The organism is Streptomyces sp. CB02009, from assembly GCF_001905825.1.
Taxonomy (GTDB): domain Bacteria; phylum Actinomycetota; class Actinomycetes; order Streptomycetales; family Streptomycetaceae; genus Streptomyces.
On sequence record NZ_LIVV01000006.1, the window covers coordinates 163,547 to 188,000 of the forward strand.

Here is a 24,454-nt window from a genome sequence, read left to right on the forward strand (position 1 = left end):
GGAGGAGAAGAAGGAAGTGACCGTGACCATTGCCGGCGGGGACGCCGTCACCGACGGTCAGGGGGCCGTGCGCCTCCTGGACCGGACGCGGGCGGCCGTCCACCCCCAACTGCGCTCGACCGTCGAGACCCTGCCGGGTTCGATGCGGCGGGTCGCGATGTACCACTTCGGCTGGGAGCACGCCGACGGCACCCCGGCCACGGAGCAGCCGGGCAAGGCCATCCGGCCCGCCCTGGTCCTCGCGGCGACGCGCGCGCTCGGCGCGGACGAGGGCCCGGCGGTGCGGGCGGCGGCGGCGGTGGAGCTCGCGCACAACTTCACCCTGCTCCACGACGACATCGTCGACGAGGACGTGACCCGGCGGCACCGGCCCACCGCCTGGACGGTCTTCGGCATCCCGGACGCGCTGATCGCCGGCGACGCGATGAGCGCGCTCGCCCTGCGGATGCTCGCCGAGGATCCGCACCCCGCCTCGGCGGCCGCCTCCGCCCGGCTCGCCGCCTGTGTGATCGAGCTCTGCGCGGGGCAGCAGGCCGACTGCGCCTTCGAGCAGCGGGCGCCGCGCGAGGTCTCGCTCGACGAGTGCCTGGCCATGGCCACCGCCAAGACCGGTGCGCTGCTCGGCGCCTCCTGCGCCATCGGCGCGCTCTACGCGGGCGCGGGGGAGGAGGAGGTGGCGGCGATGGACGCGTTCGGCCGGGAGGCGGGCCTCGCCTTCCAGCTGATCGACGACCTCATCGGGATCTGGGGCGACCCGGACCGTACGGGCAAGCCCGCCGGGGCCGATCTGGTCGCGCACAAGAAGTCGCTGCCGGTGGTGGCGGCGCTCGCCTCGGGGACGCCGGCGGGCGACGAGCTGGCCGAGCTGTACGCCCGCCCGGTGCTCGACGCCGCGGCGGTACGGGCGGCCGCGGACGCGGTCGAGCGGGCCGGGGGGCGCGACTGGGCGCAGGACCAGGCGGCCGAGCGGATGGGGCGCGCCGTCGAGCATCTGGCCCAGGCGGTCCCGGACCTGGCGGCGGCGGGGGACATGCTGGCGCTTGCGGAGTTCGTCACGCGGCGCACGCGCTGAGACCGCGGGGCCTCGTCACGTCTCGGGGACGATCCGGTCGACCACGGTCTCGATGAGGTCGTCCAGGTCCCGGTCGCCGTGCAGGCCGGGGACCGTGAAGTGGTCGAACAGCAGCCCGGTGAGGGCGAAGTAGAGCAGCCGGACGGTGTCCGCGTCCCCGGGCATCGCGGCCTCCAGGTGCCCCCGGATGTTCGCGTCCAGGTCCCTGCGGAGCACCTTGGTGAGCTGGGTCCGCAGCTCGGGACGGCGCACCGCTTCGAGGCGGAGCTCGAAGAGCCCGAGGTAGCAGGTGCGCTCGGCGGCGAGCCGCTGGGCGACCTCGCGCATGAGCGCGAAGACCAGGGCGCGGCTCGGCGTCTGCAGCAGGGCGTCCTCCATGACTCCGGGCTCCGGGGTGAGCCGTACGAAGATCCGGTCGGCGACCTCGGAGAGCACCTGGTCGCGGTCGCGGAAGTAGTTGGACGAGGTGCCCGCGGGGACGCCCGCGCAGGCGTCGACCGCGCGGAAGGTCAGCCCGCGGGCGCCTTCGTCCGCCAGGACCTGGATGGCGGCGTCGAGCAGCGCCGTCCGTCGTTCGGGGTTTCTCGCCATGCCGTGTTCCTTCGTCGTGGAAAAGAGTCTTGCGCAACCACTACAGATGAAGCACTATAACCGTCGTGGTTGCGATCGCAGCCATGATCCGTAGTGGAAGAGGACCGGTTTGCGCAAGCTCACGTACTTCATCGCCTGCACCATCGACGGCTTCATCGGTGACCCCAAGGGCGATGCCACCTCCATGTACCCGTTCGTGGACGCCGAGTTCCTGGAGTTCCTGACCGGCGAGTACCCGGAGACCGTCTCGGCGCAGGGCCGGGAGATGCTCGGGATCGACGCCGAGAACAAGCGGTTCGACACGGTCGTGCAGGGGCTGGGCTCGTACCAGCTCGCCCTGGACATGGGGATCACCAGCCCGTACGGCCACCTGCGGGAGCTCGTCGCCACCCGCTCGCTGGCCGAGTCGCCCGACGCGAACGTCGAGCTGATCGCCGACGACCTCGTCGGCCGGATCCGCGAGCTCAAGGCCGAGGACAGCCCCCTGGACATCTGGCTCTGCGGCGGCTCTGTGATCGCCGGCGAGCTCATCGACGAGATCGACGAGCTGGTCATCAAGACCTACCCGCAGGTGTACGGCTCCGGCATGCCGATGTTCGGCGCCGACTTCGAGCCCCGCGACTTCGAGCTGGACGACCTGCGCGTCTTCGGCAACGGCGCCTTCGTCCGTACGTACACCAGGAAGCGGTAGCCGGCGGCAGGCGCTCCCGGGCGAGCCGACCTACCCTGGACTCATGGGTGACGAGGCGTCTCACACGACGCGGGACCCCCGGGCCGCGCACGACTGCCCGGTCTGCGGGCAGCCGCTGGCGACGACGGCCACCCGGCACAAGGTCCTCGGGGCCTGGGTGCCGGAGTGGGAGGTGCACCCCTGTCGCAATCCGGACTGCGGGCGCCCCGTCGCGGGTGCGGAAGCCGCGAGCGCGCACGTGACCGGCAAGAACGGCGAGATCGGGAGAAGTCAGGCCACGGGGTGACCGGACGCGCGCCGGGGCCGGTCCTACGGTTACAGTCCGCGCATGTCATCGGAGTCGACGGAAGTCTGGACCGGCTGGTACCGGGACCGCAGCGGCGCGGAAGCGATCGTCATCACGGCCGACGGGCGGCATGTCGCCACCCGGATCAGGGGGATCGAGTACACGGGCGAGGGTTTCGCCGCGCTCAGCGCGGTGGAGGGCGGGCAGGCCCTCACCGCCTGCGTCCTGGAGTGGGACCTGCCGCTCCCCGTCGTCACGGACGGCGCCGCCCAACAGGCCACGCTGGCCTGCCTGCTGACCCTCGGCGAGCGCGCGGACCTCAGCCTGACGCTGCACTACGGCGGCGCCGCCTTCGAAGCGTGCGTCGCCGGGGGTGACTTCGACGGGGCGCTCGAACGGGTCAGGCGCCAGCTGCCGCCCGGCGCGGACTTCGGCCGCCGACTGCTCCAGGCCGCCTGAGCGCGGCTCGGAGCACGGCCCCGAGCACGGCCGCCGGGCGGGCTGAGTGCGCCCGTCGGGCCGCCCGAGAGCACCCGTACCGGAACGGAGAACGAGGACGGCGGCGCCCCGGGGAGGGGGCGCCGCCGCTTCTCGTCTCCCGCCCGCTCAGCTCTTGAACGCGGAGGCGAGGCCGTAGCGCCACAACTGGTCGACGCGGGACCGCTCCTGGGCGTTCGGCTGGGCGTTCTGGCAGGACGTGCCGGGGCCGCCGCCCGACATCAGCTCGCTGCACGGACCGCTGTAGTGGTCCGGCAGTCCGAGGACGTGACCCGTCTCGTGGGTGGTCACCCGGGTGGAGTTGTACTGCTGGTTCTGCCGGTAGTCGAGGAAGATGTAGCCGCTGCCGTGGCCGTCGGTGCTCGCGTACGAGCCACGGGAGTCGTTGCCCTCGTAGTAGCGGAAGTCGGGGTTGCTGCCCTCGACGAGCCGGACGTTCACCACCGAGCTGTTCCATATCTGGGCCGAGCGGGAGATCTGGCTGCGGAAGCTCGGCGCGTTGGCGGAGCTGTAGACCACGGTGACGGCGGCCGCGCCGGGGGCGGCGGCCCGCTTCTTCGCCACCGACTTCACGACCGCGTCGAAGAAGGCCTGGTTGGCCTTCGCCTCCGCGGCCGAACCGGCGTACGCCACGGCGGCGTTGCCGGCGGCCGGGACGCCGGTGGGGGCGCTCGCGGCCACGGCGGGGGCCGCGCCGAGGGAGGCGGCGAGACCGAGGCCGAGGGCGGTGGCCAGGACAGAGGTGAGGACCTTGGGGTGACGCATGGGGGGCTCCTCCTGTAGGGGATGGGAGAGAGTCTCGGGGGAGCCGGGGCTGGTGGGGATGATGTCAACCGGCGATAGCATCACCGCATCACCTGGTCGAAACACTCCCAACTACCTTGAAATCAAAGGTGATTGAGGGGTTCCGGGTATCTGGTGCGAGCCATGGAGCCGTCCTACCCTCGGGGCATGGAGCTGGAGGTGAGACACCTGCGCGCGCTCTGCGCCATCGCGGACACGGGCAGCCTGCACAAGGCGGCCCGGCAACTGGGCATGAGCCAGCCCTCGCTGACCACCCAGCTGCGCCGCATCGAGAACTCCCTGGGCGCCGAGCTCTTCTCCCGCGGCCGCACCGGCTGCCTCCCCACCCCGCTCGGCCGCTCCCTGCTCAGCCGGGCCCGCCCGCTCGTCGCCGACATGGCGGCGCTCGTCACCGAGACCAGGGCCGCGGCCGCCCGCACCGACCGACTCGGGCTCCGCGTCGGCTCCACCGCGAGCCGGGCACTGCCGGGCTGGCTGCGCCGGCTCCGCCAGCGGCTGCCCGGCACCGACATCGGCCTGCGCATGGACGTCTCCGCCAACGCGCTGCTGCGGAGCGTCGCCGCCGGGCAGCTCGACGTGGCCTTCGTGCACGAGGTGGAGGGCTGCCCGCTACGGGTCCCCGAGGGCCTCGGGGAGCGGGTCCTGGTCGCCCGCGAACCGCAGTTCGTCTCCCTGGCCCCCGACCATCCGGCCGCCGCCCGGCCCGTGGTGGACCTCGCCGACCTGGCCGGCGACCACTGGATGGTCGACCCGACCGTGGACGGCGAATGGGACGGCCTGCGCCGGGTCCTGGACGCCGCCGGCATCGACCCCCCGCTGCTCCACGGCGACTACCACACGGCCGCCTCCCTCATCGTCCTCGGCGAGGCCGTCGCCCCCTGCCAGCCGACCTCCGTCCCGCGCGAGGACATGGCCGTCCGCCCGCTGCGCGGCGACCCGCTGGCCGTCCGGCTCCTGCTGTACGGGCGTCCCGGGGCGCCCCTGGACACGCTGTACGCGGAACTCGCGGCGGCCTACCGGGAGGTGGCCCTCAGGGCCGCCCCGTACCGCGAGTGGCTGCGGCGGCAGGGGACGGCGGCGGGGCTGTCGGTGGGACCGTGCATGATGACGGCATGAGCGCACACCCGGCACCGGCACAGGTCCGACCCGCACGCCCCGAGGACCTGCCGCGGGTCGTGGAACTCATCGCCGAGCACGCGGCGTACGAGAAGGCGGCGCCCCCGGCCCCCGGCCTCGCGGACCGGCTCGCCGGCCTCCTCTTCGGCACCGAACCGCCCCGCCTGCGCTGCCTGGTCGCGGCCCTCCCCGACGGCACCCTCGCGGGCTACGCGAGCTGCGCCCCGGAGCTCTCCACCTGGGACGGCACGGAGTACCTCCACATGGACTGCCTGTACCTCACGGAGGCCTCCCGGGGCCACGGCCTGGGCCCGCTCCTGATGGCGGCGGTCCGCGCGGAGGCGGGCCGGCTCGGGCTCGCGGAGATCCAGTGGCAGACCCCCGCGTGGAACGAGGGCGCGATCCGCTTCTACGACCGGCTGGGCGCCACCTCGAAGGAGAAGCACCGCTACAGCCTCCGCGCGGAGGCGTAGGCGGTCCGCGGGGCTCGGACCGCAGGGCTCGGCAGGATCGCAGGGCTCGGCAGGTCCGCGGGGCTCGGCAGGATCGCGGGGCTCGGCAGGTCCGCGGGGCTCGGCAGGTCCGCGGGGCTCAGCCGCGGGGCGGCGGCTCCCTAGGCGGCCACGGTCCGGCGAGCAGCCGCTCGGACTCGGCGACGATCGCCGCGACGAGCCGCTCGCGCGTGCCCTCCCGGGCGGCCGCCCAGTCGTAGGAGGCATCCGTCGCGTCGACCAGCGGCCGCAGCGCCGACGGCCGGCCCAGGGCGTGCCAGCCCTCGTACGTGACGAGGTCGCCCCCGGCCCCGGGGGCCAGACTCCCGTTCACGATCAGCCGCAGCCACCAGCGCACCAGCTCCCAGCGGGCGGCCTCCCACGGCAGACCGGAGTCGTCCGGGGGCAGGGTGTCGACGAGGCCCAGCTCGCCGAGGACCCGCTCGAAGAGCTCTTCGGCGCGTTCGTGCTCGTGCCGGGCCAGACCGGCGAGCAGCGGAAGGGACTCCGCCTCGACGTCGAGCAGCAGCGCGCCGAGGCCCGCCTCGATCAGCTGCTCCGGCGAGGGCCGGCGTCCGACGAGCCGCTCGACCGCCAGCATCCGGAGGCACTCGACGGCCTCCCGCGGGGTGTCGGCGTAGGGGGCGTACGGGGTGGGGGCGGTGACGTCGATGCCGGGACCGCCGCTGACGAAGTACGCCCAGAAGTCGGTGGTCGTCCGGGCGGGCGCGCTGCTCGCCCGGCCGGTGAACTCGTGCCGGAGGTAGTCGGCGAGGTCGTTCCCGTAGACGATGATGTCGGTCTGGACGACGGACAGCACGGGGTGCCCCCAGTCGCCCGGTGTGCCGGGCAGGTAGCGGTGGCTGTAGAGGGGGACCAGCGGGGGGACGCTCGCCAGCTCGGCCCGCGCGAGGCGCAGTGCCTCGGCGACCCGGGAGGGCCTGGGGCCCCAGGCGGGATGCCAGAAGCCGTTGTGCTCCACGTCGAAGAGAAGGCCGTCCGCGGGCCGGGCGAGCCGGTCGGCCAGGTCGTCGGGGTCGCCGCCGCGCCAGTCGGGCCAGTGCGGCGACCCGAGGGGCAGCCCTGCGGCGAGGAACACCCGGTGGTCCGCCGCGAACCGGCACCCGAACCGCTCCTCGACCGCGTCGAGTTCCGCCTCGCCGAGACCGGGCGCGATCTCGGCCGGGACCAGGCGCAGGAGGGCCCGGGCGTCCTCGGCGGTCAGCCGCGGGGGCGGGGCGGCCGGAGCGGACGGCGGGCCCGGAGCGGACGCGGAGGACGGCAGGTGGGGCGTGGTCATGCCGGGAAGCCTAGTGACGCACACTCGTCGGGTGATCGAACTGCATCCCGTCCTGGAGATCCTCGGCCCGCGCGACTTCGACCTCTGGCCGGTCGCGGATCCGGGGACGTACGCCTTCCTGCCGCTCAGCGGCCGGCTCCGTACGGAGGAGGTCGGTACGGCGGTGATGCGCGTCGCCGAGTGCAACGACGTCGATCCGGCGGACGAGGACCACCCGCGGCGCCCGGCCGATCCGCTGGGCGGCTTCCTCCACGGACTGCTGACCATGCAGGACCTCTTCGCGCCCGGGGGGCTGCGGGTCACCGACACCGCGACCGGTGTCGCGTTCGTGCCCGGCTGCTGCAACGGGCTGGACGAGCGGCTCGACTGGTTCGAGGTCCTGGACGGGGACGGGTGGGCCGGCTTCGGCCACGGCCCCTCGCCGCTCGCGGAGCGCGTCGGCGACGCGGTGCGGCTGACCGTCGACGTGGACCGGGCCGACAGCCCGGTGATCGAGCTCCCCGCCACCGACCTGCGGCGCCTGCTGGCCGAGGCGGAGCGCGACCTGGCCGACTTCCACAGGCTGGCCACCGGGTGGACGACCCGGTACGTCCCCGGCCACGCGCCCGCGGTGGCCGACGCGCTGGCCAGGGCCCTGGGGCTGCCGGCGACTACGAAGCGGCGTTAGGCCCTACTCCGTGACGTCCTGCGGGTACCAGCGCAGCTCGACCGTGTTGCCGTCCGGGTCCCTGACGTAGACCGACTGGGCCGAACCGCGGGCGCCCCAGCGGGGGACGGGGCCCTCGATGACGTCGAACGTCCCGGCGTCGAGGACCTCCTGCCAGTCGAGCGGGTCCACGACGAGACATATGTGGTCGACGTTGGACTCGCCGCGCGGGCGCGAGAACAGGTCGATGACGGTGCTCTCGTCGATCCGCACGGACGGGAACGACACCTTCCCGGCCCGCCATTCCTCGACCCGCTCGCCCGCGAGCCCGAGGGGCCCGGTGTAGAAAGCGAGGGCCTTGTCGACGTCGGTCACGTTGAGTACCAGGTGGTCGAATGCCTTGACGCGCATGGTGCATCACCCTTCTGTAGGAACGTCGGAATTGCGGCGGAAAAGTCCGAAGGGGTACGACCGCCAGGCGGTCGTACCCCTTCGGAAGGGAAGAAAGAGGGTCAGGCCTTCTTCGTCTCCCAGAAAATGCGGTCGATCTCGGCGATGAGCTCCAGCGCCTTCTCGCCCGTCTTCGGGTCCGTCGACGCCTTGGCGGCCGAAAGGGCCTTCAGGGTGTCGTTGACCAGCTGGTTGAGCTCGGGGTACTTCTCGAAGTGCGGGGCCTTGAAGTAGTCGCTCCAGAGCACCGAGACGTGGTGCTTGGCGAGCTCCGCGCGCTGCTCCTTGATGACCGTGGCGCGGGCGCGGAAGTGCGCGTCCTCGTTCGCCAGGTACTTCTCCTGGACAGCCTTGACAGACTCGGCCTCGATGCGGGCCTGGGCCGGGTCGTACACGCCGCACGGGAGGTCGCAGTGGGCGCTGACCTTCACCTTGGGGGCAAACAGGCGGGAGAGCATTGAGCCGTCCTTCCTCGTGATCGTCTTCTCAGGTGGGACATTACTCGGTGAGAAGGGCGATTTCGCGGGCGCCCCCTGGGGCTTAGGTCAAAAGTCCAGGGTCGGCATGGGACTCGTGTACGAGTGAACGAGCGGATGTGTGGGTCGATGCGGGTGTGGAGCGGCGGGCGGAGCGGGCGGTGTCGATGAGCGGGTCGGGGCGGGAGCGAGGGGCGGAGGCCGGGGCTCCGTTCGGTGTCGCCGAGGTGACGGGGGTGTCCATGGTGCCCACGCTGCTGCACGGCGATCAGCTGCTCGTGCACTACGGCGGCCGTCTGCGGCCGGGGTGCGTGGCCGTGGTGCGGCATCCGCTCCAGCAGGATCTGCTCATCGTGAAGCGGCTGATCGAGCGACGTGACGGCGGCTGGTGGGTGCTCGGCGACAACCCGGACGCCGAGGGCGACAGCCGGGTCTTCGGGGCCGTACCGCCCGAGCTGGTCCTCGGGCGGGTGCGGGCGCGCTACCGGCCGGTGACGCCGGGGCGTCAGCGGTCGCTGGGGGTGACGCTCTCCTGGCTGTTCTCGGCGGTGAGGCCCGTCCGGCCGGGCCGGTCGGCCTCCAGGCGCTTGCGGGCGCGGTAGGCGGCCACGTTGGCGCGGGTCGCGCAGCGGTCGGAGCAGTAGCGCCGGGAGCGGTTGGTGGAGGTGTCCAGGTAGGCGTTGCGGCAGGGCGGTGCCTGGCAGAGGCCGAGCCGGTCGGCGCCGAACTCGGTCAGGTGGAAGGCCAGACCCATCGCGCAGATCGCGGCGTATCCCGTGGTCGCGTTCGAGGAGTGGTCGGCGAGGTGCATGTGCCACCGGGGGCGGCCGTTCTCGTCGAGGATGTCGTGGCCGGAGATCTGGGGGCTGACCGGGAACTCCAGGAGGAGCGAGTTCAGGAGGTCGACGGCCCCCATGTGGTCGCCCTCGTCGGCCAGCGTGAAGACCGCCCGCAGCCGGGTCCGTACCGCGCGGAAGCGGGGCAGGTCCGCCTCCGTGACCCGCCGGGCCATCTGCGAGGCCGGGCCGAAGAGCTCCTTGATCACCTCGACGGAGGCGAGGGAGTCCTTGCCGCGCGCCGGCTCCTCGGTGTTGACCAGACGTACGGCGAAATCCGAGTAATGGGCCAGTTCCACTTGTAGTCCTTACTGCGGCGGGCTAGTGTCTCGGTCGGAAGGGGTAATAACTGTTTACCCTTAGAGGGTATTACAAAGAGGGGCAGGGGTGGCGATGACCGGAACCGACTGGGCGGCCTGGCAGCAGAGCTGGGACCGTCAGCAGGAGTGGTACATGCCGGACCGTGAGGAGCGCTTCCGGGTCATGCTCGACATGGTCGAGGCCTTGGTGGGGCCGAAGCCCCGCGTCCTCGACCTCGCGTGCGGTACGGGAAGTATCACGGATCGGCTCCTCAAGAGGTTCCCGGAAGCGACGAGTACCGGTGTCGATCTCGACCCGGCCCTGCTCGCCATCGCCGAGGGCCACTTCGCCGACGACGACCGCGTCACCTTCGTCACCGCCGACCTCAAGGACCCCGACTGGGCCGCCGGGCTGCCCCACGACTCGTACGACGCCGTCCTCACCGCCACCGCGCTCCACTGGCTCCACAGCGAGCCCCTGGCAGGCCTCTACGGCAGGCTCGCCGGTCTCGTCCGCGACGGCGGCGTCTTCATGAACGCCGACCACATGATCGACACGACCACCCCCCGGATCAACGCCGCCGAGCGCGCCCAGCGCCACGCCGTCATGGACCGCGCGAAGGCCGGCGGCGCCCTGGACTGGGCCGAGTGGTGGGCGCTCGCCGCCGAGGACCCCGTCCTCGCCGGGCCCACGGCCCGCCGCTTCGAGATCTACGGCGAGCACGCCGACGGCGACATGCCCTCCCCGCGCTGGCACGCCGACACCCTGCTCGCCGCCGGATTCGGCGAGGCCAGGGCCGTCTGGGCCTCGCCCTCCGACACCCTGCTCCTCGCCGTGAAGTAGCCCGCGCGGACGCGGAAGGGGCGGTACGGGTGCTCCCGTACCGCCCCTTCCGGTGCCTCTGCCTCAGCTGTCTCCGGCTACAGCACCTTCGACAGGAACGCCTTCGTCCGGTCGTGCTGCGGGTTGCCCAGGACGTCGCGCGGGTTGCCCGACTCGACGACCACGCCGCCGTCCATGAAGACCAGCGAGTCGCCGACCTCGCGGGCGAAGCCCATCTCGTGCGTGACGACGATCATCGTCATGCCCGACTCGGCGAGGTCCCGCATGACGTCGAGGACGTCACCGACCAGCTCCGGGTCGAGCGCGGAGGTCGGCTCGTCGAAGAGCATCAGCTTCGGCTCCATCGCCAGCGCGCGGGCGATGGCGACGCGCTGCTGCTGACCGCCGGAGAGCTGCGAGGGGTAGTTCCCCATCTTGTCCCGCAGGCCCACCCGGTCGAGCAGGCGCTCGGCACGCTCGCGCGCCACCGCCTTGGACTCGCCCTTCACCTGGATGGGGGCCTCCATGACATTGCCCAGGGCCGTCATGTGGGGGAAGAGGTTGAAGCGCTGGAAGACCATGCCGATGTCACGGCGCTGGACCGCGACCTCGCTGTCCTTCAGCTCGTAGAGCTTGCCGTTCTTCTCCCGGTAGCCGACCAGCTGGCCGTCGACCGAGAGCCGGCCGCCGTCGACCCGCTCCAGGTGGTTGATGCACCGGAGGAACGTCGACTTGCCGGAGCCGGAGGGGCCGACCAGGCAGAAGACCTCTCCGTTCTGGACCTCCAGGTCGATGCCCCGGAGGATGTGGGCGGCGCCGTAGGACTTGTGGACGCCCTCCGCCTTGACCATGGGCTGACCGGTCATGCCGATGCCTCCGGGGAACGCTTGAACGTGGTGAGGTTCGTCTTGACCCGCTGCCACGGGGTGGGCGGCAGGTTGCGCGTCGAACCGCGGGCGAAACGGCGCTCCAGGTAGTACTGGCCGACGCTGAACACGCTGGTCAGCGCGAGGTACCAGATGGAGGCGACGAAGAGCATCTCCATCACGGCGCCGGCCGTGCTGCCGATGTTCGACGAGGCCCGCAGGAGTTCTGTGTACTGCACGGCCGAGACGAGTGACGAGGTCTTCAGCATGTTGATGAACTCGTTGCCCGTCGGCGGCACGATGACCCGCATGGCCTGCGGGAGGACGACCCGGCCCATGGTCTTGGTCTGGGACATGCCGAGCGCGTGCGCGGCCTCGGTCTGCCCCTCGTCGACGGACTGGATGCCCGCGCGGACGATCTCCGCCATGTAGGCGCCCTCGTTGAGGCCGAGGCCGAGCAGCGCGACCATGAACGGCGTCATGACGTCGACGGTCTCGTTCTTGTAGATCGGCCCGAGGTTGATGTACTCGAAGATCAGCGACAGGTTGAACCAGACGAGCAGCTGCACGTACACCGGGGTGCCGCGGAAGAACCAGATGTAGAGCCAGGCGACGGCGCCGGTCACGGGGTTCTTGGACAGCCGCATCACCGCGAAGACGACGCCGAGGACGAGGCCGAGGGCCATCGAGGCGACGCTGATGATCACGGTGTTCGCCAGGCCGTCGAGGACCGACGGGTCGAACAGTTTGTCCCACACCGTGTCCCAGATGATGTTGCCCTGGGAGAAGGCGTAGACGAGCCATCCGAGCAGGGCGACGACCACGACGCCGCTGACCCAGCGGCCGTAGTGCCGCACGGGGATGGCCTTGATCGCCTCGTACGGGGAACCCGAGGCGCCGGACCCGGCCGGAGCGGCGGCCGGGTCCTTGGAGATCTTGTCAGTCATGACGACTGCCCTTCAGTGGAGCGGGGAGGTCACTTGCCGGCTTCGGGGCAGGTCACTGGCCGGCGTTGACGGTGGCCGTCTTGACGGCGCTGTCCGAGACGTCCCACTTCTTCAGGGCATCGGCGTACGTGCCGTCCTTGATGGCCGCGTCGAGCGCTTCCTTGATGGCGTCGCGCAGCTGGGTGTTGTCCTTCGAGACGCCGATGCCGAAGAGGCCGACGTCGCTCTGGTTGCCGACGACCTCGAAGTCGTTGCCGCCGCCCGAGGTCTTCGCGATGTACGCGGCCACCGGGTAGTCGTTGAGGTCGGCCACGGCGCCGCCGGCCTTGACGCGGGTCTGCGCCTCGGCGTCGGTGTCGAAGGCCTGGATCGTCAGCTTGTTCGCGCCGCACTTCGTGGCCTGGGCCTTGAAGGTGTCCTCGTAGATCGTGCCGCGCTGGACGGCCACGGTCTTGCCGCAGAGGTCGTCGAGCGAGTTGATGTTCTGCGGGTTGCCCTTCTTGACCAGGAGGGAGACGCCGGAGCTGAAGTAGTCGACGAAGTCGATGCCCTTGCCGATCTTCTTCCCGTTGTCGTCCAGGCCCTCCTGGCGCTTCTTGTTGTCCGTCATCGAGGACATGATCACGTCCTGGCGGCCGGTGTAGATCGAGGTGATCAGACCGTCGAAGGTGCCCGAGGTGAACTTGAACTCGACACCGAGCTGCTTGCTCAGGGCCGCGGCGATGTCGGGGTCGACACCGACGATCTTGCCGCCCTCGGTGAACTCCATCGGGGCGTACGAGGCGTCGGTGCCGACCTTGATGACACCGGCCTTCTGGATGTCCGCGGGGAGCTTCGAGAAGAGCGGGGCGGCGTTGGCGGAGCCGCCGTCCTTCGTCGGGGTGGCCGAGGAGCCGCCCTCGGTCTGGTCGCCACAGGCGGTCAGCAGCACGGAGCCGACGACCGCGGTGGCGGCGACCGCGGCAAGACGGGAGGTGCGGGTCTTGGCGGTCGTACAGCGCGTGGAGCGTGCGGTCATGATCGGGTTCCTCCGGCGTGTGAGGGAGTTGCCAGTGGTCACGTACGTCTCTTCGAGTGTCGTGACCTCGTGTGATTACGGCATCTTGCCATTCGGACCGCCTCAAACCGACGGCCACGGATGTCAAAATCGGATAACGGGTGACCCGCGAATGCCAACAGGCCGGTACATCAGGGCCGGATCTTCTACTGGATGCCTTCCACGCCACCGAAGAATTTCCTGTTGATCTCGCCATTCGGACGACACGAAGGCCGCCAATCGGGTGCTTGAAGCACCTATATGGACATGGGGTGACGTGTCGTCCTCCGTCCGTGTCCGGCTGCGCTCGGTATGAGTCGCGTCACCGAGCGGATATGGACTCGTCTGCGGTGCCGTCCGTCCGGTAAGAAGGATCCTTACACCCCTCATCCGGGGCTCAGGGCGCGTTGTGCGGCGCGCCCGCGCGGCTACCAGACACGGCGGCCGCGGGACCCGCCCACCGCTCCACACCAGGAGCGGCCAACCCTCAATGAAGCAGACTTAAGGGGTCAACCCAATGGCAGCGGAGATCGTCAATCCTCGCAATGACAGTGGTACGGAAGGAGCTCCGGAGGAGCCCTTCGATCCTGTCTTCGCCCTCCACCGGGGCGGCAAGATGGCCATTCAGGCCACCGTTCCCGTCCGTGACCGGGACGACCTGTCCCTCGCGTACACGCCCGGCGTCGCCAAGGTGTGCACCGCGATCGCGGAGCAGCCCGACCTGGTCAACGACTACACCTGGAAGTCCCAGGTCGTCGCGGTCGTGACCGACGGTACGGCGGTGCTCGGCCTCGGTGACATCGGCCCGGAGGCCTCCCTCCCGGTCATGGAGGGGAAGGCCATCCTCTTCAAGCAGTTCGGCGGCGTGGACGCGGTCCCGATCGCCCTCGCCACCACGGACACCGACGAGATCGTCGAGACCGTCGTCCGTCTGGCCCCGTCCTTCGGCGGCGTCAACCTGGAGGACATCTCGGCCCCGCGGTGCTTCGAGATCGAGCGCAAGCTCCAGGAGCGCCTCGACATCCCCGTCTTCCACGACGACCAGCACGGCACAGCCATCGTCACCCTCGCCGCCCTCCGCAACGCGGCGAAGCTGACCGGCCGCACCCTCGGCGAGCTGCGCGCGGTCATCTCCGGCGCCGGCGCGGCCGGTGTCGCCATCGCCAAGTTCCTCCTGGAGGCCGGGCTCGGCGACGTCGCCGTCGCCGACCGCAAGGGCGTCGTCAGCCGCGACCGGGACGACCTCAACCCGGTCAAGCGCGAGATCGCCGACCTCACCAACAAGGCGGGCCTCAGCGGCTCCCTGGAGGCCGCCCTCGCCGGCGCCGACGTCTTCATCGGCGTCTCCGGCGGTACGGTCCCCGAGGCGGCCGTCGCCTCCATGGCCCCGAACGCCTTCGTGTTCGCCATGGCCAACCCGAACCCCGAGGTCCACCCCGACGTCGCGCACAAGTACGCGGCCGTCGTGGCGACCGGGCGTTCGGACTACCCGAACCAGATCAACAACGTCCTCGCGTTCCCCGGCATCTTCGCCGGCGCGCTCCAGGTCCGGGCCTCCCGGATCACCGAGGGCATGAAGATCGCCGCGGCCAACGCGATCGCGGACGTCGTCGGCGACCAGCTCGCCGCCGACTGCGTGATCCCCTCGCCGTTCGACGAGCGGGTCGCCCCGGCCGTCGCGGCCGCGGTCGCCGCCGCCGCCCGCGCGGAGGGCGTCGCCCGCCGCTGACGCGTCGCACCCCGTGAAGGGCCCCGTCCTGCTGTGCAGGCCGGGGCCCTTTCGCGTACGGGAGCCGCCGGGAGGGGCCGCCGGGGCGAAGCGGTCGTGGCAGGCGGGCGAGGGACGCGCGTCACACGGGTCTGCGGTTCCGTGGGTCGGTCGCGGCGGCCTAGGGTCGGGGCCATGTTCGCTGCCTACGCTGCCCGAATCGACCGCGACCAGCCCCTGAACGGCCTCGAATTGGGTGAACGCCCCGAGCCCGAGGTGCGGCCGGGATGGACCACCGTCACCGTCAAGGCCGCCTCGCTCAACCACCACGACCTGTGGTCGCTGCGCGGGGTCGGGCTGCCCGAGGGGAAGCTGCCGATGATCCTCGGCTGCGACGCCGCCGGGATCGACGAGGACGGCAACGAGGTCGTCCTGCACTCCGTGATCGGCCAGACCGGCCACGGCGTCGGACCCGACGAGCCCCGGTCCATCCTCACCGAGCACTACCAGGGCACCTTCGCCGAGCGGGTGACCGTGCCCCGCTGGAACGTGCTGCCCAAGCCGAAGGAGCTCTCCTTCGAGGAGGCCGCCTGTCTGCCCACCGCCTGGCTGACCGCCTACCGCATGCTCTTCACCAACGCCGGTGTACGGCCCGGGGACTCGGTGCTCGTGCAGGGCGCCGGCGGCGGTGTGGCCACCGCGGCCATCGCCCTCGGCAAGGCCGCCGGCCTGCGGGTCTTCGCCACCAGCCGTGACGAGGAGAAGCGCAAGCGGGCCGTCGAGCTCGGCGCCGTCGAGGCGTTCGAGCCGGGCGCGCGGCTCCCGCGGCGGGTCGACGCGGTCATCGAGACCGTCGGCGCCGCCACCTGGTCCCACTCCGTGAAGTCGCTGCGGCCCGGGGGCACGCTCGTCATCTCGGGCGCCACGAGCGGCGACCGGCCCGCGCACGCCGAGCTGACCCGGATCTTCTTCCTCGAACTGAAGGTCGTCGGCTCGACCATGGGCTCCAAGGACGAGCTGGAGGACCTGCTGTCCTTCTGCGCGGCGACCGGGCTCCGGCCGGTCGTGGACGAGGTCCTGCCGCTGGACCGGGCGCGGGAGGGCTTCGAGCGGCTGGCCGCCGGCGATCTCTTCGGAAAGATCGTCCTGAAGACCTCGTGACGACCTCTTGATGACCCGTCGGTAGGACTGATGGGATCTCCGGCACGTGAAACGTGAACAACGCTCACTTCCTCGTGCCGGAGGTCTACCTTGTCGCGAACCACCCACGCGTGGCGAACCACCCTGGTCACGGGCGCCCTCGCCGCCGCCCTGATCGCCCCCGCCGTCCCCGTCGCCGCAGCCCCCGAACGCCCGGGGACCGGCGGGGACACGATCCCCGCCCTCACCGACGAGCACGGCCGCGCCCTCACCCTGCGCGGCTGGAACGTCGGGGACAAGGCGCACGGCGGGGACGCCGCCCTCTCCGGGATCACCGAGAAGCACTTCCGCGACATGCGGGCCAAGGGCTTCAACTTCGCCCGGGTCCTGGTCTTCTGGGACGACCTGGAGCCACGGCCCGGCCAGTACAGCCAGTCCTATCTGCGGAAGGTCGAACGGATCCTGGACTGGGCCGAGAAACACGACGTCAAGGTCCTCATCGACGCCCACCAGGACGTCTTCGGGCCCGCCTTCGGCCACCGGGGCATACCCGCCTGGGCGACCAGGACCGACGGACTGCCGTTCACCCCGCACCCCGACGACTGGTTCGCCGAGTACTTCGAGCCCGCCGTGCAGCGCGCCTTCACCCACCTGTACGAGGACGAGGACCTGCGGCGCGCCCAGGCCCGGATGTGGCGGGTGCTCGCCGACCGCTTCGAGGACCACCCCGCGGTGCTCGGCTACGACCCGATCAACGAGCCGATGGGCGAGCTGCGCGAGGGCGAGGACCTGGCGACCGCCGCCCGCCGCATCGAGCGGGACCAGATCACCCCGATGTACAACCGCGTCGCGGACGCGATCCGCTCGGTCGACCAGGACAACTGGATCTTCGTCGAGCCGACCCCCATCGTGGGCGAGGGCGTGCCCACCGGACTCGGCCGGATCGACGACCCGAAGATCGTCTACGCCCCGCACTTCTACAACGGAGCCATGGAGGCCGGCGGGGACTACGACCCGGGAGCCCGCTGGATCGAGAACTACGAGCAGGCCGTCACCCTGTACCCGAAGGAGTACAAGGTCCCCGTGGTGGTGGGGGAGTGGGGGCCGCTCGACAACGCGCAGCCGAACATGAACCGCTTCTACCGCGAGGCCATGGCCTCGCTCGGCCGCTACAGCTCCGGCTGGGCGGGCTGGGAGTGGTGCTACGGCGGCGGCTACTGCGCCGTGGACGGCACCGGGGCGTTCCGTACGAACAAGGAGCTGACCGCCGAGCCGTACGCGGAGGCGGTCGCGGGCACGGTGCGCTCCGCCGCCTACGACCCGGCGGCCGGGGTCTACCGCCTCTCGTACGACTCCGCGGGGCGCCGCGGCTCCCGGGTCACCGAACTCGCCCTGCCGCCCGGCGACTGGCGGGTGACGGCCCGGGGCGCCGCGCTGGTGCTCCGGCCGGCCCCCGGCCGTGCCCTGGTCCTCGCGCTCCCGGGCACCCGGGTGACGGTGACCGCCACCCGCCGCTGAGGCTTTGCCGGGGGCGCGCGCCCGGGACCGGTCTCCTGGGGCCCGAGTCCAGGGGTCCGGCTCCCCGGGCTCGCCTCCCAGGGCTTCGGCCGTCACGGTCCCGTCGGCCCGGCGGTCATGCCTTCGGGCGGGAGCGCAGCAGGCCGGTGATCCGGACCGCCGCCGTCGACAGCTGGGCGCGGGTCTCGGCCAGCTGCTCCTGGCTCACCCCGTGGTCGCGGGCCGCGTCCCTGATCTCGTCTCGGAAGCGGTCGAGGAGCCGGTCCAGGTCGCGGGCCGGGTCGCCCGAGCCCTCCGTGTCCCGCGCCCACTCCGGCACCTCGTCGGCCGGGGCCGCCGCGAACGGCGGCTCCTGGCCGGCGGCCTTGGGGTGGGTGGTGCCCGCCACCAGGCCGCCGAGCTGGGCCGTGATGTCCGAGAGGCCCTCCCAGACGCCCTTGGGCCAGTCGCCGCGCGAGAAGCGGTCCTGGACCTCCTCCTGCACCTGCTGGGCGATCCGCTGGAACTCCTTCGCCTGGTGGCGCGCGGACTTGGCCTCGGCGCGGGCCTGGCGGGCCTGCTCCTTCCACTCCTGCCCGACCCGGCGCAGCTCCTCCTTGGCCTCGGTGAACGAGGAGGAATCCGCCGCCCGGGTGCGGCCCGCCGCCGCGCGCATCTCGCTGCGCACCCGGCCCGCCGCACCGCGCACGTCGTCCCGGATCTCAGCCGCGAGCTCCGACACCGACTCGCGGATCTCCCGCTCCAGGTCGTCCAGTTCGGCGCCGCGCCCGGCCAGCTCGGCACGGCCGGCGTCGGTGATCGAGTAGACCTTGCGGCCGCCCTCGCTCGCGTGGGTGACGAGGCCCTCGGCCTCCAGCTTGGCCAGGCGCGGGTAGACCGTGCCCGCCGAGGGCGCGTACAGGCCCTGGAAGCGCTCCTCCAGGAGGCGGATCACCTCGTAGCCGTGGCGGGGCGCTTCGTCGAGCAGCTTCAGCAGATAGAGACGCAGGCGGCCGTGCGCGAAGACGGGCGGCATGTCAGAGCACCTTTCCGGTCGCGGAGGGGGTGGGGGAGGAGGTGGCGCCGCCGTCCTCTTCGGACTCGGGGCGGCGGAGCAGCGCGATGGAGCCGGAGACGGTGGTCGCCTTGAGCGTCCCCCGACCCGAACCGAGGGTGCCGGTGACGGACTTGGTGCCCCACTGCCCGGCCACCCGCAGGTCCTCGAAGGCGTTCGACACGGAGCCCGTCGTCGTGTTGGCCTCGACGCGGGCGTCGGCCGGGTGGGGGAGGCGGATGGCGACCTCGCCGGAGAGGCTGGAGAGCCGGATGTCGGCGGGCGGGCCGTCGAGCTCGGCCGGGTCGAGGTCGATGGCCATGTCGCCGCTGACGGTCTCGGCCCGCACGGAGGCGCCCGCGCCCTCGATCACCGTCACGTCGCCGGTCACCGAGTTGATCCGGAGCGCGCCGGTGACCGACTGCGCCTCCAGGCTGCCCGAGACGCTCTCGGCGCGGACCGGGCCGGAGAGCCGGAGGAGGGTGGTGTCGCCGGAGACGCCGCGCACCTCCGTACGTCCCGTGATGCCGGTGACGACGGCCTCGGCACCGACCACGGCCAGCTCGACGTCGACGCCCGCGGGGACGGCGACGGAGACCACGGCCCGGCGGCGGAACTCCTTGCGGTCGAGCCACTTGAGGGCGCTCTTCCACTGGAGGTCCTCGTAGCCCACGGTGAGGGTGGAGCCGTCCTGGGACACGAGCAGCGGCGGTCCCTCGACCTCGGAGACCTCCACGCGGGCGGAACCCTCGTCGGTCCCCACCACGTTCACCGCGCCGTTGACGATGCGGACCCGCAGGCGGGTCACGGGGTCGGCAGGGGCCAGCTTCGTCGGCTCGGTGACGGACCACTCTGTCATGGTGCTGACCTCCCGTATCGGCAACGCAACATATCGTGTTTCTCGATAGACACGATATATCGCGGTGAAGGGAAGTCAACCCTGACTCTCCCCTGACAGGGTGGGGACAAGTGACTCCGCATGCGGACAAATTGGCCTAGCGTAGAGCCCATGAACGCGACATCCGGACCGCATCCCGTCGGGGCGCTGCTCCTCTGCCGTGCCGACCCCGAGACGGTGCGGCCGCCCGCCCAGCTGCTCCGCGAGCACCTGCTGCTCGCCCCCGCGGGCGACGGCTGGAGCGTGCTCGTACCGGAGGGGAAGCCCTGGCTCCACGGCGGGGAGCCGGTCGAACAGGTCGTCACCGGCTGGGACACCGCCCTCGCCGTCTCGGCCGCCGGCTGGCCCGTCGTCGCGTTCTGGTGGGACCGCGACCGGGCCGGTCTCACCCTCGCCGCCGGCTTCCGCCGCACGGTCGGCTACACCTGGCTCGCCGACGGCACCCCCGTCGGCGAGGACGAGGCCATGCGCACCTTCGCCGCCCGGCTCGCCCTCGACCCCGTCCTGGACGTCCAGGCCCTGGAACCGCTCACCGAGCCCGACCCGGACGCCGACGCCGCCACCCGGCTCCTCGGCGTCGTCGCCGTCCTCGGCCGCCTCGGGCTCGCCCTGCCGACCGGACTCCACCCCGGCGGGAGCGCCGACCGGCTCCGCTCAGCGGCCCTGGCCCAGGGCGCCGAACAGCTCGAATGGTCGGGCTGGAGGGAAGCTGTGCGCGCCGAACTCGACGTGGTGGAGGGCGGTCCCCTCGGCCCGTACCTGCGCGGCCCGAAGGCACGCGTCCTGGGCGCGGCGCAGCTCGCCGCGGGAGTGCCGCTGCTGATCTGGGGCCTCGGCCGGCGCAGCGGCGGCTGGGCGACGGCCGGGGCGCTGCTCGTCGCCCACGGCGCGCTCGGCCTCGTCTACGACCGACTGCGGGAGGGGTGACCCCGCGCGCGGAGTCACCCCTTCACCGCTCGGAGCGGCCGTTCCTGCGAGCGGGCCCTACTCGTCCTCGTCGTCCTCGTCGTCGAGACGGGCCAGCCAGGTCGCGAGGCGCTCGACCGGCACCTCGAAGTCGGGATTGAGATCGACGAACGTCCGCAGCTGCTCGGCGAGCCACTCGAAGGTGACCTCCTCCTCGCCGCGCCGCTTCTCCAGTTCCTCGATGCCACGGTCGGTGAAATACATGCGTTCAGGATAGGCCGAACCCCTCGGGTCCCCTGTCGCCCGTCAGTCCCGGCGACTAGCCTTCCTCATCATCGTTTCGGGGAGCGGGGGCGCTGTGACGCACGGGATCGCGCGTATTCGGCTGGACGACGGCACGCCCGTGTGGGCCCGGGTCAGTGACGTGCAGGAACTCGGCAGAGGCGGTGGGTTCCAGGACACCGCCATCAAGGACCGGGTGGTCTCGATGGCCGGCGGGCTCACGGACGTGGTGCGCGGGGTGGTCGGCTCGCTGCGGGCGGGGCTCGACCCGCAGGGCTCCGTGGAGGTCGCCGTCAGCTTCGGCATCGAACTCTCCGCACAGTCCGGCAAGGTGATCGGAGTCCTCGCCGACGGTTCGGGCAAGGCCTCCGTGAACGTCTCCCTGACCTGGACCGAACCGGGCCGGGCCGCCGCTCCCGAAGCAGGCCCCGAAGCAGGTTCCGGAGCAGGCCCCGAAGCAGGCCCCGGGCCGGAGTCCGCCGCGGACCCCGTGGCCGTTCCCGCGCCCCGGCCGCCCGCGCCCGATCCCGCGACACCGGACCCGGCGGCCGACGAGCGCGCATGAGCGCCTTCGACGCTCTCGTGCGCCCCGCGCTCGTACGCATCGCCGCTCCCGACGGCGGGTATGACCCGCACGGCGACCGGTACTGGGGCACCGGCTTCTTCATCGCCCCCGGCTGGGTGCTGACCTGCGCCCATGTCGTGGCCGAGGGGGGAAGCGCGGTGTGGAGGAGCGAGCCCGCCGTCGGCATCACCTGGGAGGACGGCAAGACCTCCCGGGAGACCACCGGCACCGTCGTGCTCGCCCTGCCGCGCCCCGACCGGCCCGACGACCCGCCGGACCGGTGGGCCTTCCCCGACATCGCGCTCGTCCGCGTGCCCGGCGCACTGAAGGCCTCCTGCGTGCGCCTCGGCGAGCGCCCGCCCGTCCCGCCGGCCTCCGTCGGACTCCACGGCTGGTCGCGGGAGACCGGCGAGCTCGGCATCCGGCACGTCCACGGCACCCTGATCGGCACGGACGGCAAGGCGCTCATCACCGACTGGGTCATGCCCGTCGAAGGCTGCTCCGGGGGCCCCGTCGTCGACCACCAGCAGGGCGCCGTCGTCGGCCTCAACAAGGGACGCGGCCGCGACGGCGGCGCCGTCGTGCCCGTCACCGCGCTCCGCCGGCTGCACGACCTCCCCGGCGGCGAGGCGATGGGCGAGGCGCTGCGCGCCCACGACCGCTACCACCTCGCCCGCTACCGCTCCCTGGACGACCGGCCCGACTGGACGCGCACCCAGGGACGACTCGCCGGCGCCGCGGGCGTCGGCCCGGGACTGCGCACCCAGCTGTACGGGCACTTCGCCGAACTGCCCGCGCCCACCGCGCCCGGCGAGATCATGGACCTCGTCGACCAGGTCAAGGCCTGGATCAGGGACGACGAACTGCCGGACGCCCTGGAGGACGACCCCCGCACCTGGAGCGAGGGCGCCGGACTCCTGCGCCGTCTGCGGGCGCCCCGCAGGGACGGCGTCCGCGACCTCGAACTGGACGCGGTGCTCCTGTACGCCGCCCACGTCGCCCGGCACGTGCGCGGGCGGTACGGCGAGCGGATCGACACCGCGGACCTCACCCACTGGATCGTCGACGAGTCGGGCGACGCCGACCGGCACCTCCGGCGCGAGATCGACCGCCTGGTCAGCCCCGGCCGGCCGGCGCCCCTCTCCGTACGCGAACCCCGCGCGCGTGCCGACGTTCTCCTGGAGATCGACCCCCCGGTCTACGACCCCGGACGGTACCCGTGGCGGGTCAAGCTCCTCCTCGACGGGCACACGGTCAGCCCGCTCCACTTCGACGAGCGGGGCGCCACGCGGGCCCAGCTCAGGGAGACCCTGCGCGAACCGCTCGCGGACGCCCTGCGGCGCGGCGACAGCGGACGGCACCTGGCCGCCGTGGAGGCGGTGCTCCCGCGCGAACTCTTCGACGAACCTCTCGACACCTGGCGGCTCGAACCGCCCCGGGGCCCCGACGACGCCTGGCTGCCCACCCTCGGCCAGCGCCGGTTCGTCGTCATCCGCGACGCCCGCCGCAACGACCGGGAGCCGACGCCCGAATGGCGCGAGCGCTGGGCGGCGGCGGAGCACGGGCCGCTCCACGCGACCCCGCTGCGCGCGGAGGTGCCCGGCGCGGGCCGGGACGCCCACACCCCGCGCGTGCGCCGGGAGACCTGGCCGGAGGCGTACGACCGGCTCCGCGAGGCGCCCGGCGGCGCCGTCCCGGTCCACTGCGGCCACGTCGGCGGCGGCGACGGGTTCATGGCGATGAACGCGGCGCTCGAAGCCGGCCATCCGCTCGCCGTCTGGCGGACCGGCGCCCACGACCACACCGACTGCGCGGAGTTCCACGAGCGGGCCGGCCGGCTGCTCTCCGCCGTCCGCGACGCCTGGGACGTGCGCGGCCCCGTCCGGTCGCTGCGCACCCGCGCGGACCGGGCCGCCGGGCCCGAGGCGCCGTACGCGTGGGCCGAGAGCATCGCCCTGCTCCTGGACCCGCCCGACCGGCCCCCGTACGGCGGCAGCCTGGAGCCCCCGCCGCTGCTCGGCGAGGGGGAGCAGTGACCCGAGTGCCCACCGGGACGAAGGCCCCGCGATCCGTCCGATTAAGCCGTCGGCAGGCCCCGCTCCCGGGCGGTACGGTCGACGGACCCGGCAGCGACACCACAGCCAGGAGGAGTCCATCGTGAACGATTGGCGGATCTACCGTGGTGCCGGTCTTCCGCACGACGAGATACAGCGGCTGCCCGCCCCGCCGCCCTGGCGCGACTTCTCCGCGGGCAGCGCCGACGACACCCTGGCGGGCTCCGACCGGCGGCTCGGCGTCAAGCGCAGGCTCGTCCAGAACCACCACCCCAGGCCCGCCGAGACCGATGCCGTCAACGCCGCGCTGTACCTGCGGCGGCCGCTCCTCGTCACCGGCAACCCCGGCACCGGCAAGTCCACCCTCGCCCACGCCGTCGCCCACGAACTGCGCCTCGGCCGGGTGCTCCGGTGGCCGATCGTCAGCCGGACCACCCTCCAGGACGGGCTGTACCGGTACGACGCCATCGGCCGGCTCCAGGACGTCCAGCTGGAGCGCGCCCAGGCAGGATCGCCCGGCTCCGCGGCCGCGGCACCGGCCGGCATCGGCTCGTACATCCGGCTCGGCCCGCTCGGCACCGCGCTGCTCCCCTCCGAGCAGCCCCGGGTGCTGCTCATCGACGAGCTCGACAAGAGCGACCTGGATCTGCCGAACGACCTCCTGAACGCCCTGGAGGAGGGCGAGTTCGCCATTCCCGAGCTGGAGCGGCTCGCCGACCGGGAGCCCGTCGTGGAGGTGCTCAGCGACGACGGCCGCAAGGTGGCGGTGCTCGGCGGCCGGGTCCGCTGCACCACCTTCCCGTTCATCGTGCTCACCTCCAACGGCGAACGGGACTTCCCCGCCGCCCTGTTGCGCCGCTGCATCCGCCTGGAGCTCGAAGCACCCGGCGAGGACCAGCTCCGCGCCATGATCGAGGCGCACCTCGGCGGCGAGGCCGCCGCGGGCGACGGCGAACAGGGCCTCGTCCAGCGCTTCCTCAACCGCGAGCCCGGCGAGGTCATCGCCACCGACCAGCTCCTCAACGCCCTCTATCTGACCCAGCACGCCTCCCGCGCCGAACGGGTCACCAGGGAACGCATCGCCGACATGCTCATGCAACCGCTCGATCAGCCGAGGTGACG

General features: G+C 72.4%; 28 protein-coding genes. 16 read left to right on the forward strand and 12 right to left on the reverse strand.

The genetic code is table 11. The annotated features are described in order from the left end of the window. Positions 1-16: 16 nt before the first annotated feature. Positions 17-1,072 carry a family 2 encapsulin nanocompartment cargo protein polyprenyl transferase gene (locus AMK27_RS24570; protein WP_375880337.1) on the forward strand — a complete coding sequence of 352 codons (1,056 nt, stop codon included), beginning with the start codon at positions 17-19 and terminating at the stop codon, positions 1,070-1,072. A gap of 15 nt (positions 1,073-1,087) precedes the next feature. Here AMK27_RS24570 and AMK27_RS24575 read toward each other — a convergent pair whose 3' ends face one another. Beyond that, positions 1,088-1,663, reverse strand: a complete 576-nt coding sequence (locus AMK27_RS24575) for a TetR/AcrR family transcriptional regulator (protein WP_073912267.1) — start codon at positions 1,661-1,663, stop codon at positions 1,088-1,090. Positions 1,664-1,772: 109 nt separating this feature from the next. On the opposite strand from AMK27_RS24575, the gene AMK27_RS24580 reads away from it, so the two are divergent. The 3 genes from AMK27_RS24580 to AMK27_RS24590 are packed head-to-tail and all read left to right on the forward strand — an operon-like array spanning position 1,773 to position 3,099. Further along, positions 1,773-2,354: a dihydrofolate reductase family protein gene (locus tag AMK27_RS24580; RefSeq protein ID WP_073912269.1), complete on the forward strand. Its 582-nt coding sequence runs from the start codon at positions 1,773-1,775 to the stop codon at positions 2,352-2,354. A gap of 43 nt (positions 2,355-2,397) precedes the next feature. Then, positions 2,398-2,640: a hypothetical protein gene (locus AMK27_RS24585; protein ID WP_073912271.1), complete on the forward strand. Its 243-nt coding sequence runs from the start codon at positions 2,398-2,400 to the stop codon at positions 2,638-2,640. A 42-nt stretch (positions 2,641-2,682) separates the two neighbouring features. After that, a complete protein-coding gene (locus tag AMK27_RS24590) occupies positions 2,683-3,099 on the forward strand; it encodes a DUF6304 family protein (RefSeq protein ID WP_073912273.1) in 417 nt (138 codons plus the stop codon). Between the two features lie 147 nt (positions 3,100-3,246). Here AMK27_RS24590 and snpA read toward each other — a convergent pair whose 3' ends face one another. After that, positions 3,247-3,903 carry a snapalysin gene (snpA, locus tag AMK27_RS24595; RefSeq protein ID WP_073912275.1) on the reverse strand — a complete coding sequence of 219 codons (657 nt, stop codon included), beginning with the start codon at positions 3,901-3,903 and terminating at the stop codon, positions 3,247-3,249. Positions 3,904-4,089: 186 nt separating this feature from the next. Here snpA and AMK27_RS24600 point away from each other — a divergent pair, with 186 nt between their 5' ends. Both AMK27_RS24600 and AMK27_RS24605 read left to right on the forward strand, forming a co-directional pair. After that, a complete protein-coding gene (locus AMK27_RS24600) occupies positions 4,090-5,058 on the forward strand; it encodes a LysR family transcriptional regulator (RefSeq protein ID WP_198955936.1) in 969 nt (322 codons plus the stop codon). Further along, positions 5,055-5,531, forward strand: a complete 477-nt coding sequence (locus AMK27_RS24605; RefSeq protein WP_073912277.1) for a GNAT family N-acetyltransferase — start codon at positions 5,055-5,057, stop codon at positions 5,529-5,531. Before AMK27_RS24600 ends, AMK27_RS24605 begins: the two co-directional genes overlap by 4 nt. Positions 5,532-5,649: 118 nt before the next feature. Here AMK27_RS24605 and AMK27_RS24610 read toward each other — a convergent pair whose 3' ends face one another. Next, positions 5,650-6,849 carry a hypothetical protein gene (locus tag AMK27_RS24610; RefSeq protein WP_241847593.1) on the reverse strand — a complete coding sequence of 400 codons (1,200 nt, stop codon included), beginning with the start codon at positions 6,847-6,849 and terminating at the stop codon, positions 5,650-5,652. A gap of 31 nt (positions 6,850-6,880) precedes the next feature. On the opposite strand from AMK27_RS24610, the gene AMK27_RS24615 reads away from it, so the two are divergent. Continuing rightward, entirely contained in the window at positions 6,881-7,516 is a 636-nt protein-coding gene (locus AMK27_RS24615; RefSeq protein ID WP_073912279.1) for a hypothetical protein, read from the forward strand. Positions 7,517-7,519: 3 nt separating this feature from the next. On the opposite strand, the gene AMK27_RS24620 is transcribed toward AMK27_RS24615, so the two are convergent. Next, positions 7,520-7,906: a VOC family protein gene (locus AMK27_RS24620; protein ID WP_073912281.1), complete on the reverse strand. Its 387-nt coding sequence runs from the start codon at positions 7,904-7,906 to the stop codon at positions 7,520-7,522. Positions 7,907-8,007: 101 nt separating this feature from the next. Further along, positions 8,008-8,403 (reverse strand): superoxide dismutase, Ni, encoded by a 396-nt coding sequence (gene sodN / locus AMK27_RS24625; protein ID WP_015036129.1) that lies wholly within the window; start codon positions 8,401-8,403, stop codon positions 8,008-8,010. A gap of 155 nt (positions 8,404-8,558) precedes the next feature. On the opposite strand from sodN, the gene sodX reads away from it, so the two are divergent. Next, on the forward strand, positions 8,559-9,023 hold the full coding sequence (gene sodX, locus AMK27_RS24630) for a nickel-type superoxide dismutase maturation protease (protein WP_274535749.1): 465 nt from the start codon (positions 8,559-8,561) through the stop codon (positions 9,021-9,023). Here the strand turns inward: sodX and AMK27_RS24635 are convergent. Continuing rightward, the gene (locus AMK27_RS24635) at positions 8,927-9,556 is read right to left on the reverse strand and encodes a CGNR zinc finger domain-containing protein (RefSeq protein ID WP_073912284.1); all 630 of its coding nucleotides are present in this window, start codon (positions 9,554-9,556) and stop codon (positions 8,927-8,929) included. The two genes, sodX and AMK27_RS24635, sit on opposite strands and share 97 nt — an antisense overlap. A 94-nt stretch (positions 9,557-9,650) precedes the next feature. On the opposite strand from AMK27_RS24635, the gene AMK27_RS24640 reads away from it, so the two are divergent. Further along, on the forward strand, positions 9,651-10,400 hold the full coding sequence (locus AMK27_RS24640) for a class I SAM-dependent methyltransferase (RefSeq protein WP_073913183.1): 750 nt from the start codon (positions 9,651-9,653) through the stop codon (positions 10,398-10,400). Positions 10,401-10,477: 77 nt separating this feature from the next. Here AMK27_RS24640 and AMK27_RS24645 read toward each other — a convergent pair whose 3' ends face one another. Genes AMK27_RS24645 through AMK27_RS24655 form a run of 3 tightly spaced genes read right to left on the reverse strand, consistent with a single transcriptional unit; the run spans position 10,478 to position 13,210 of the window. Next, complete coding sequence (locus tag AMK27_RS24645; protein ID WP_079188582.1) at positions 10,478-11,245, reverse strand: amino acid ABC transporter ATP-binding protein; 768 nt, start codon at positions 11,243-11,245, stop codon at positions 10,478-10,480. After that, positions 11,242-12,192, reverse strand: a complete 951-nt coding sequence (locus AMK27_RS24650; RefSeq protein WP_073912286.1) for an amino acid ABC transporter permease — start codon at positions 12,190-12,192, stop codon at positions 11,242-11,244. Before AMK27_RS24650 ends, AMK27_RS24645 begins: the two co-directional genes overlap by 4 nt. Positions 12,193-12,244: 52 nt before the next feature. Continuing rightward, a complete protein-coding gene (locus AMK27_RS24655) occupies positions 12,245-13,210 on the reverse strand; it encodes an ABC transporter substrate-binding protein (protein WP_073912288.1) in 966 nt (321 codons plus the stop codon). Between the two features lie 535 nt (positions 13,211-13,745). Between AMK27_RS24655 and AMK27_RS24660 the strand changes: the two genes are divergently transcribed. The 3 genes from AMK27_RS24660 (at position 13,746) to AMK27_RS24670 (ending at position 17,594) form a co-directional block, all read left to right on the forward strand. Then, the gene (locus tag AMK27_RS24660; protein WP_073912290.1) at positions 13,746-14,957 is read left to right on the forward strand and encodes an NAD(P)-dependent malic enzyme; all 1,212 of its coding nucleotides are present in this window, start codon (positions 13,746-13,748) and stop codon (positions 14,955-14,957) included. Positions 14,958-15,131: 174 nt separating this feature from the next. Next, positions 15,132-16,097, forward strand: a complete 966-nt coding sequence (locus tag AMK27_RS24665) for a zinc-binding dehydrogenase (RefSeq protein WP_073912292.1) — start codon at positions 15,132-15,134, stop codon at positions 16,095-16,097. 90 nt (positions 16,098-16,187) lie between these two features. Beyond that, a complete protein-coding gene (locus AMK27_RS24670; protein ID WP_445194871.1) occupies positions 16,188-17,594 on the forward strand; it encodes a cellulase family glycosylhydrolase in 1,407 nt (468 codons plus the stop codon). 115 nt (positions 17,595-17,709) lie between these two features. Here AMK27_RS24670 and AMK27_RS24675 read toward each other — a convergent pair whose 3' ends face one another. Together AMK27_RS24675 and AMK27_RS24680 are read right to left on the reverse strand one after the other, a co-directional pair. After that, the gene (locus AMK27_RS24675; protein ID WP_073912294.1) at positions 17,710-18,609 is read right to left on the reverse strand and encodes a PadR family transcriptional regulator; all 900 of its coding nucleotides are present in this window, start codon (positions 18,607-18,609) and stop codon (positions 17,710-17,712) included. 1 nt (position 18,610) lies between these two features. Further along, entirely contained in the window at positions 18,611-19,486 is an 876-nt protein-coding gene (locus AMK27_RS24680) for a DUF4097 family beta strand repeat-containing protein (protein WP_073912296.1), read from the reverse strand. 150 nt (positions 19,487-19,636) lie between these two features. Between AMK27_RS24680 and AMK27_RS24685 the strand changes: the two genes are divergently transcribed. Next, entirely contained in the window at positions 19,637-20,452 is an 816-nt protein-coding gene (locus tag AMK27_RS24685) for a hypothetical protein (RefSeq protein ID WP_073912299.1), read from the forward strand. 57 nt (positions 20,453-20,509) lie between these two features. On the opposite strand, the gene AMK27_RS24690 is transcribed toward AMK27_RS24685, so the two are convergent. Further along, positions 20,510-20,695: a DUF6104 family protein gene (locus tag AMK27_RS24690; RefSeq protein ID WP_010061466.1), complete on the reverse strand. Its 186-nt coding sequence runs from the start codon at positions 20,693-20,695 to the stop codon at positions 20,510-20,512. A 94-nt stretch (positions 20,696-20,789) separates the two neighbouring features. Between AMK27_RS24690 and AMK27_RS24695 the strand changes: the two genes are divergently transcribed. The 3 genes from AMK27_RS24695 (at position 20,790) to AMK27_RS24705 (ending at position 24,452) form a co-directional block, all read left to right on the forward strand. Beyond that, positions 20,790-21,278 (forward strand): CU044_2847 family protein, encoded by a 489-nt coding sequence (locus AMK27_RS24695; RefSeq protein ID WP_073912300.1) that lies wholly within the window; start codon positions 20,790-20,792, stop codon positions 21,276-21,278. Continuing rightward, on the forward strand, positions 21,275-23,314 hold the full coding sequence (locus tag AMK27_RS24700) for a VMAP-C domain-containing protein (protein WP_073912303.1): 2,040 nt from the start codon (positions 21,275-21,277) through the stop codon (positions 23,312-23,314). Before AMK27_RS24695 ends, AMK27_RS24700 begins: the two co-directional genes overlap by 4 nt. A gap of 121 nt (positions 23,315-23,435) precedes the next feature. After that, positions 23,436-24,452: an AAA family ATPase gene (locus AMK27_RS24705; protein ID WP_073912305.1), complete on the forward strand. Its 1,017-nt coding sequence runs from the start codon at positions 23,436-23,438 to the stop codon at positions 24,450-24,452. The last annotated feature ends 2 nt before the right edge of the window (positions 24,453-24,454 follow it).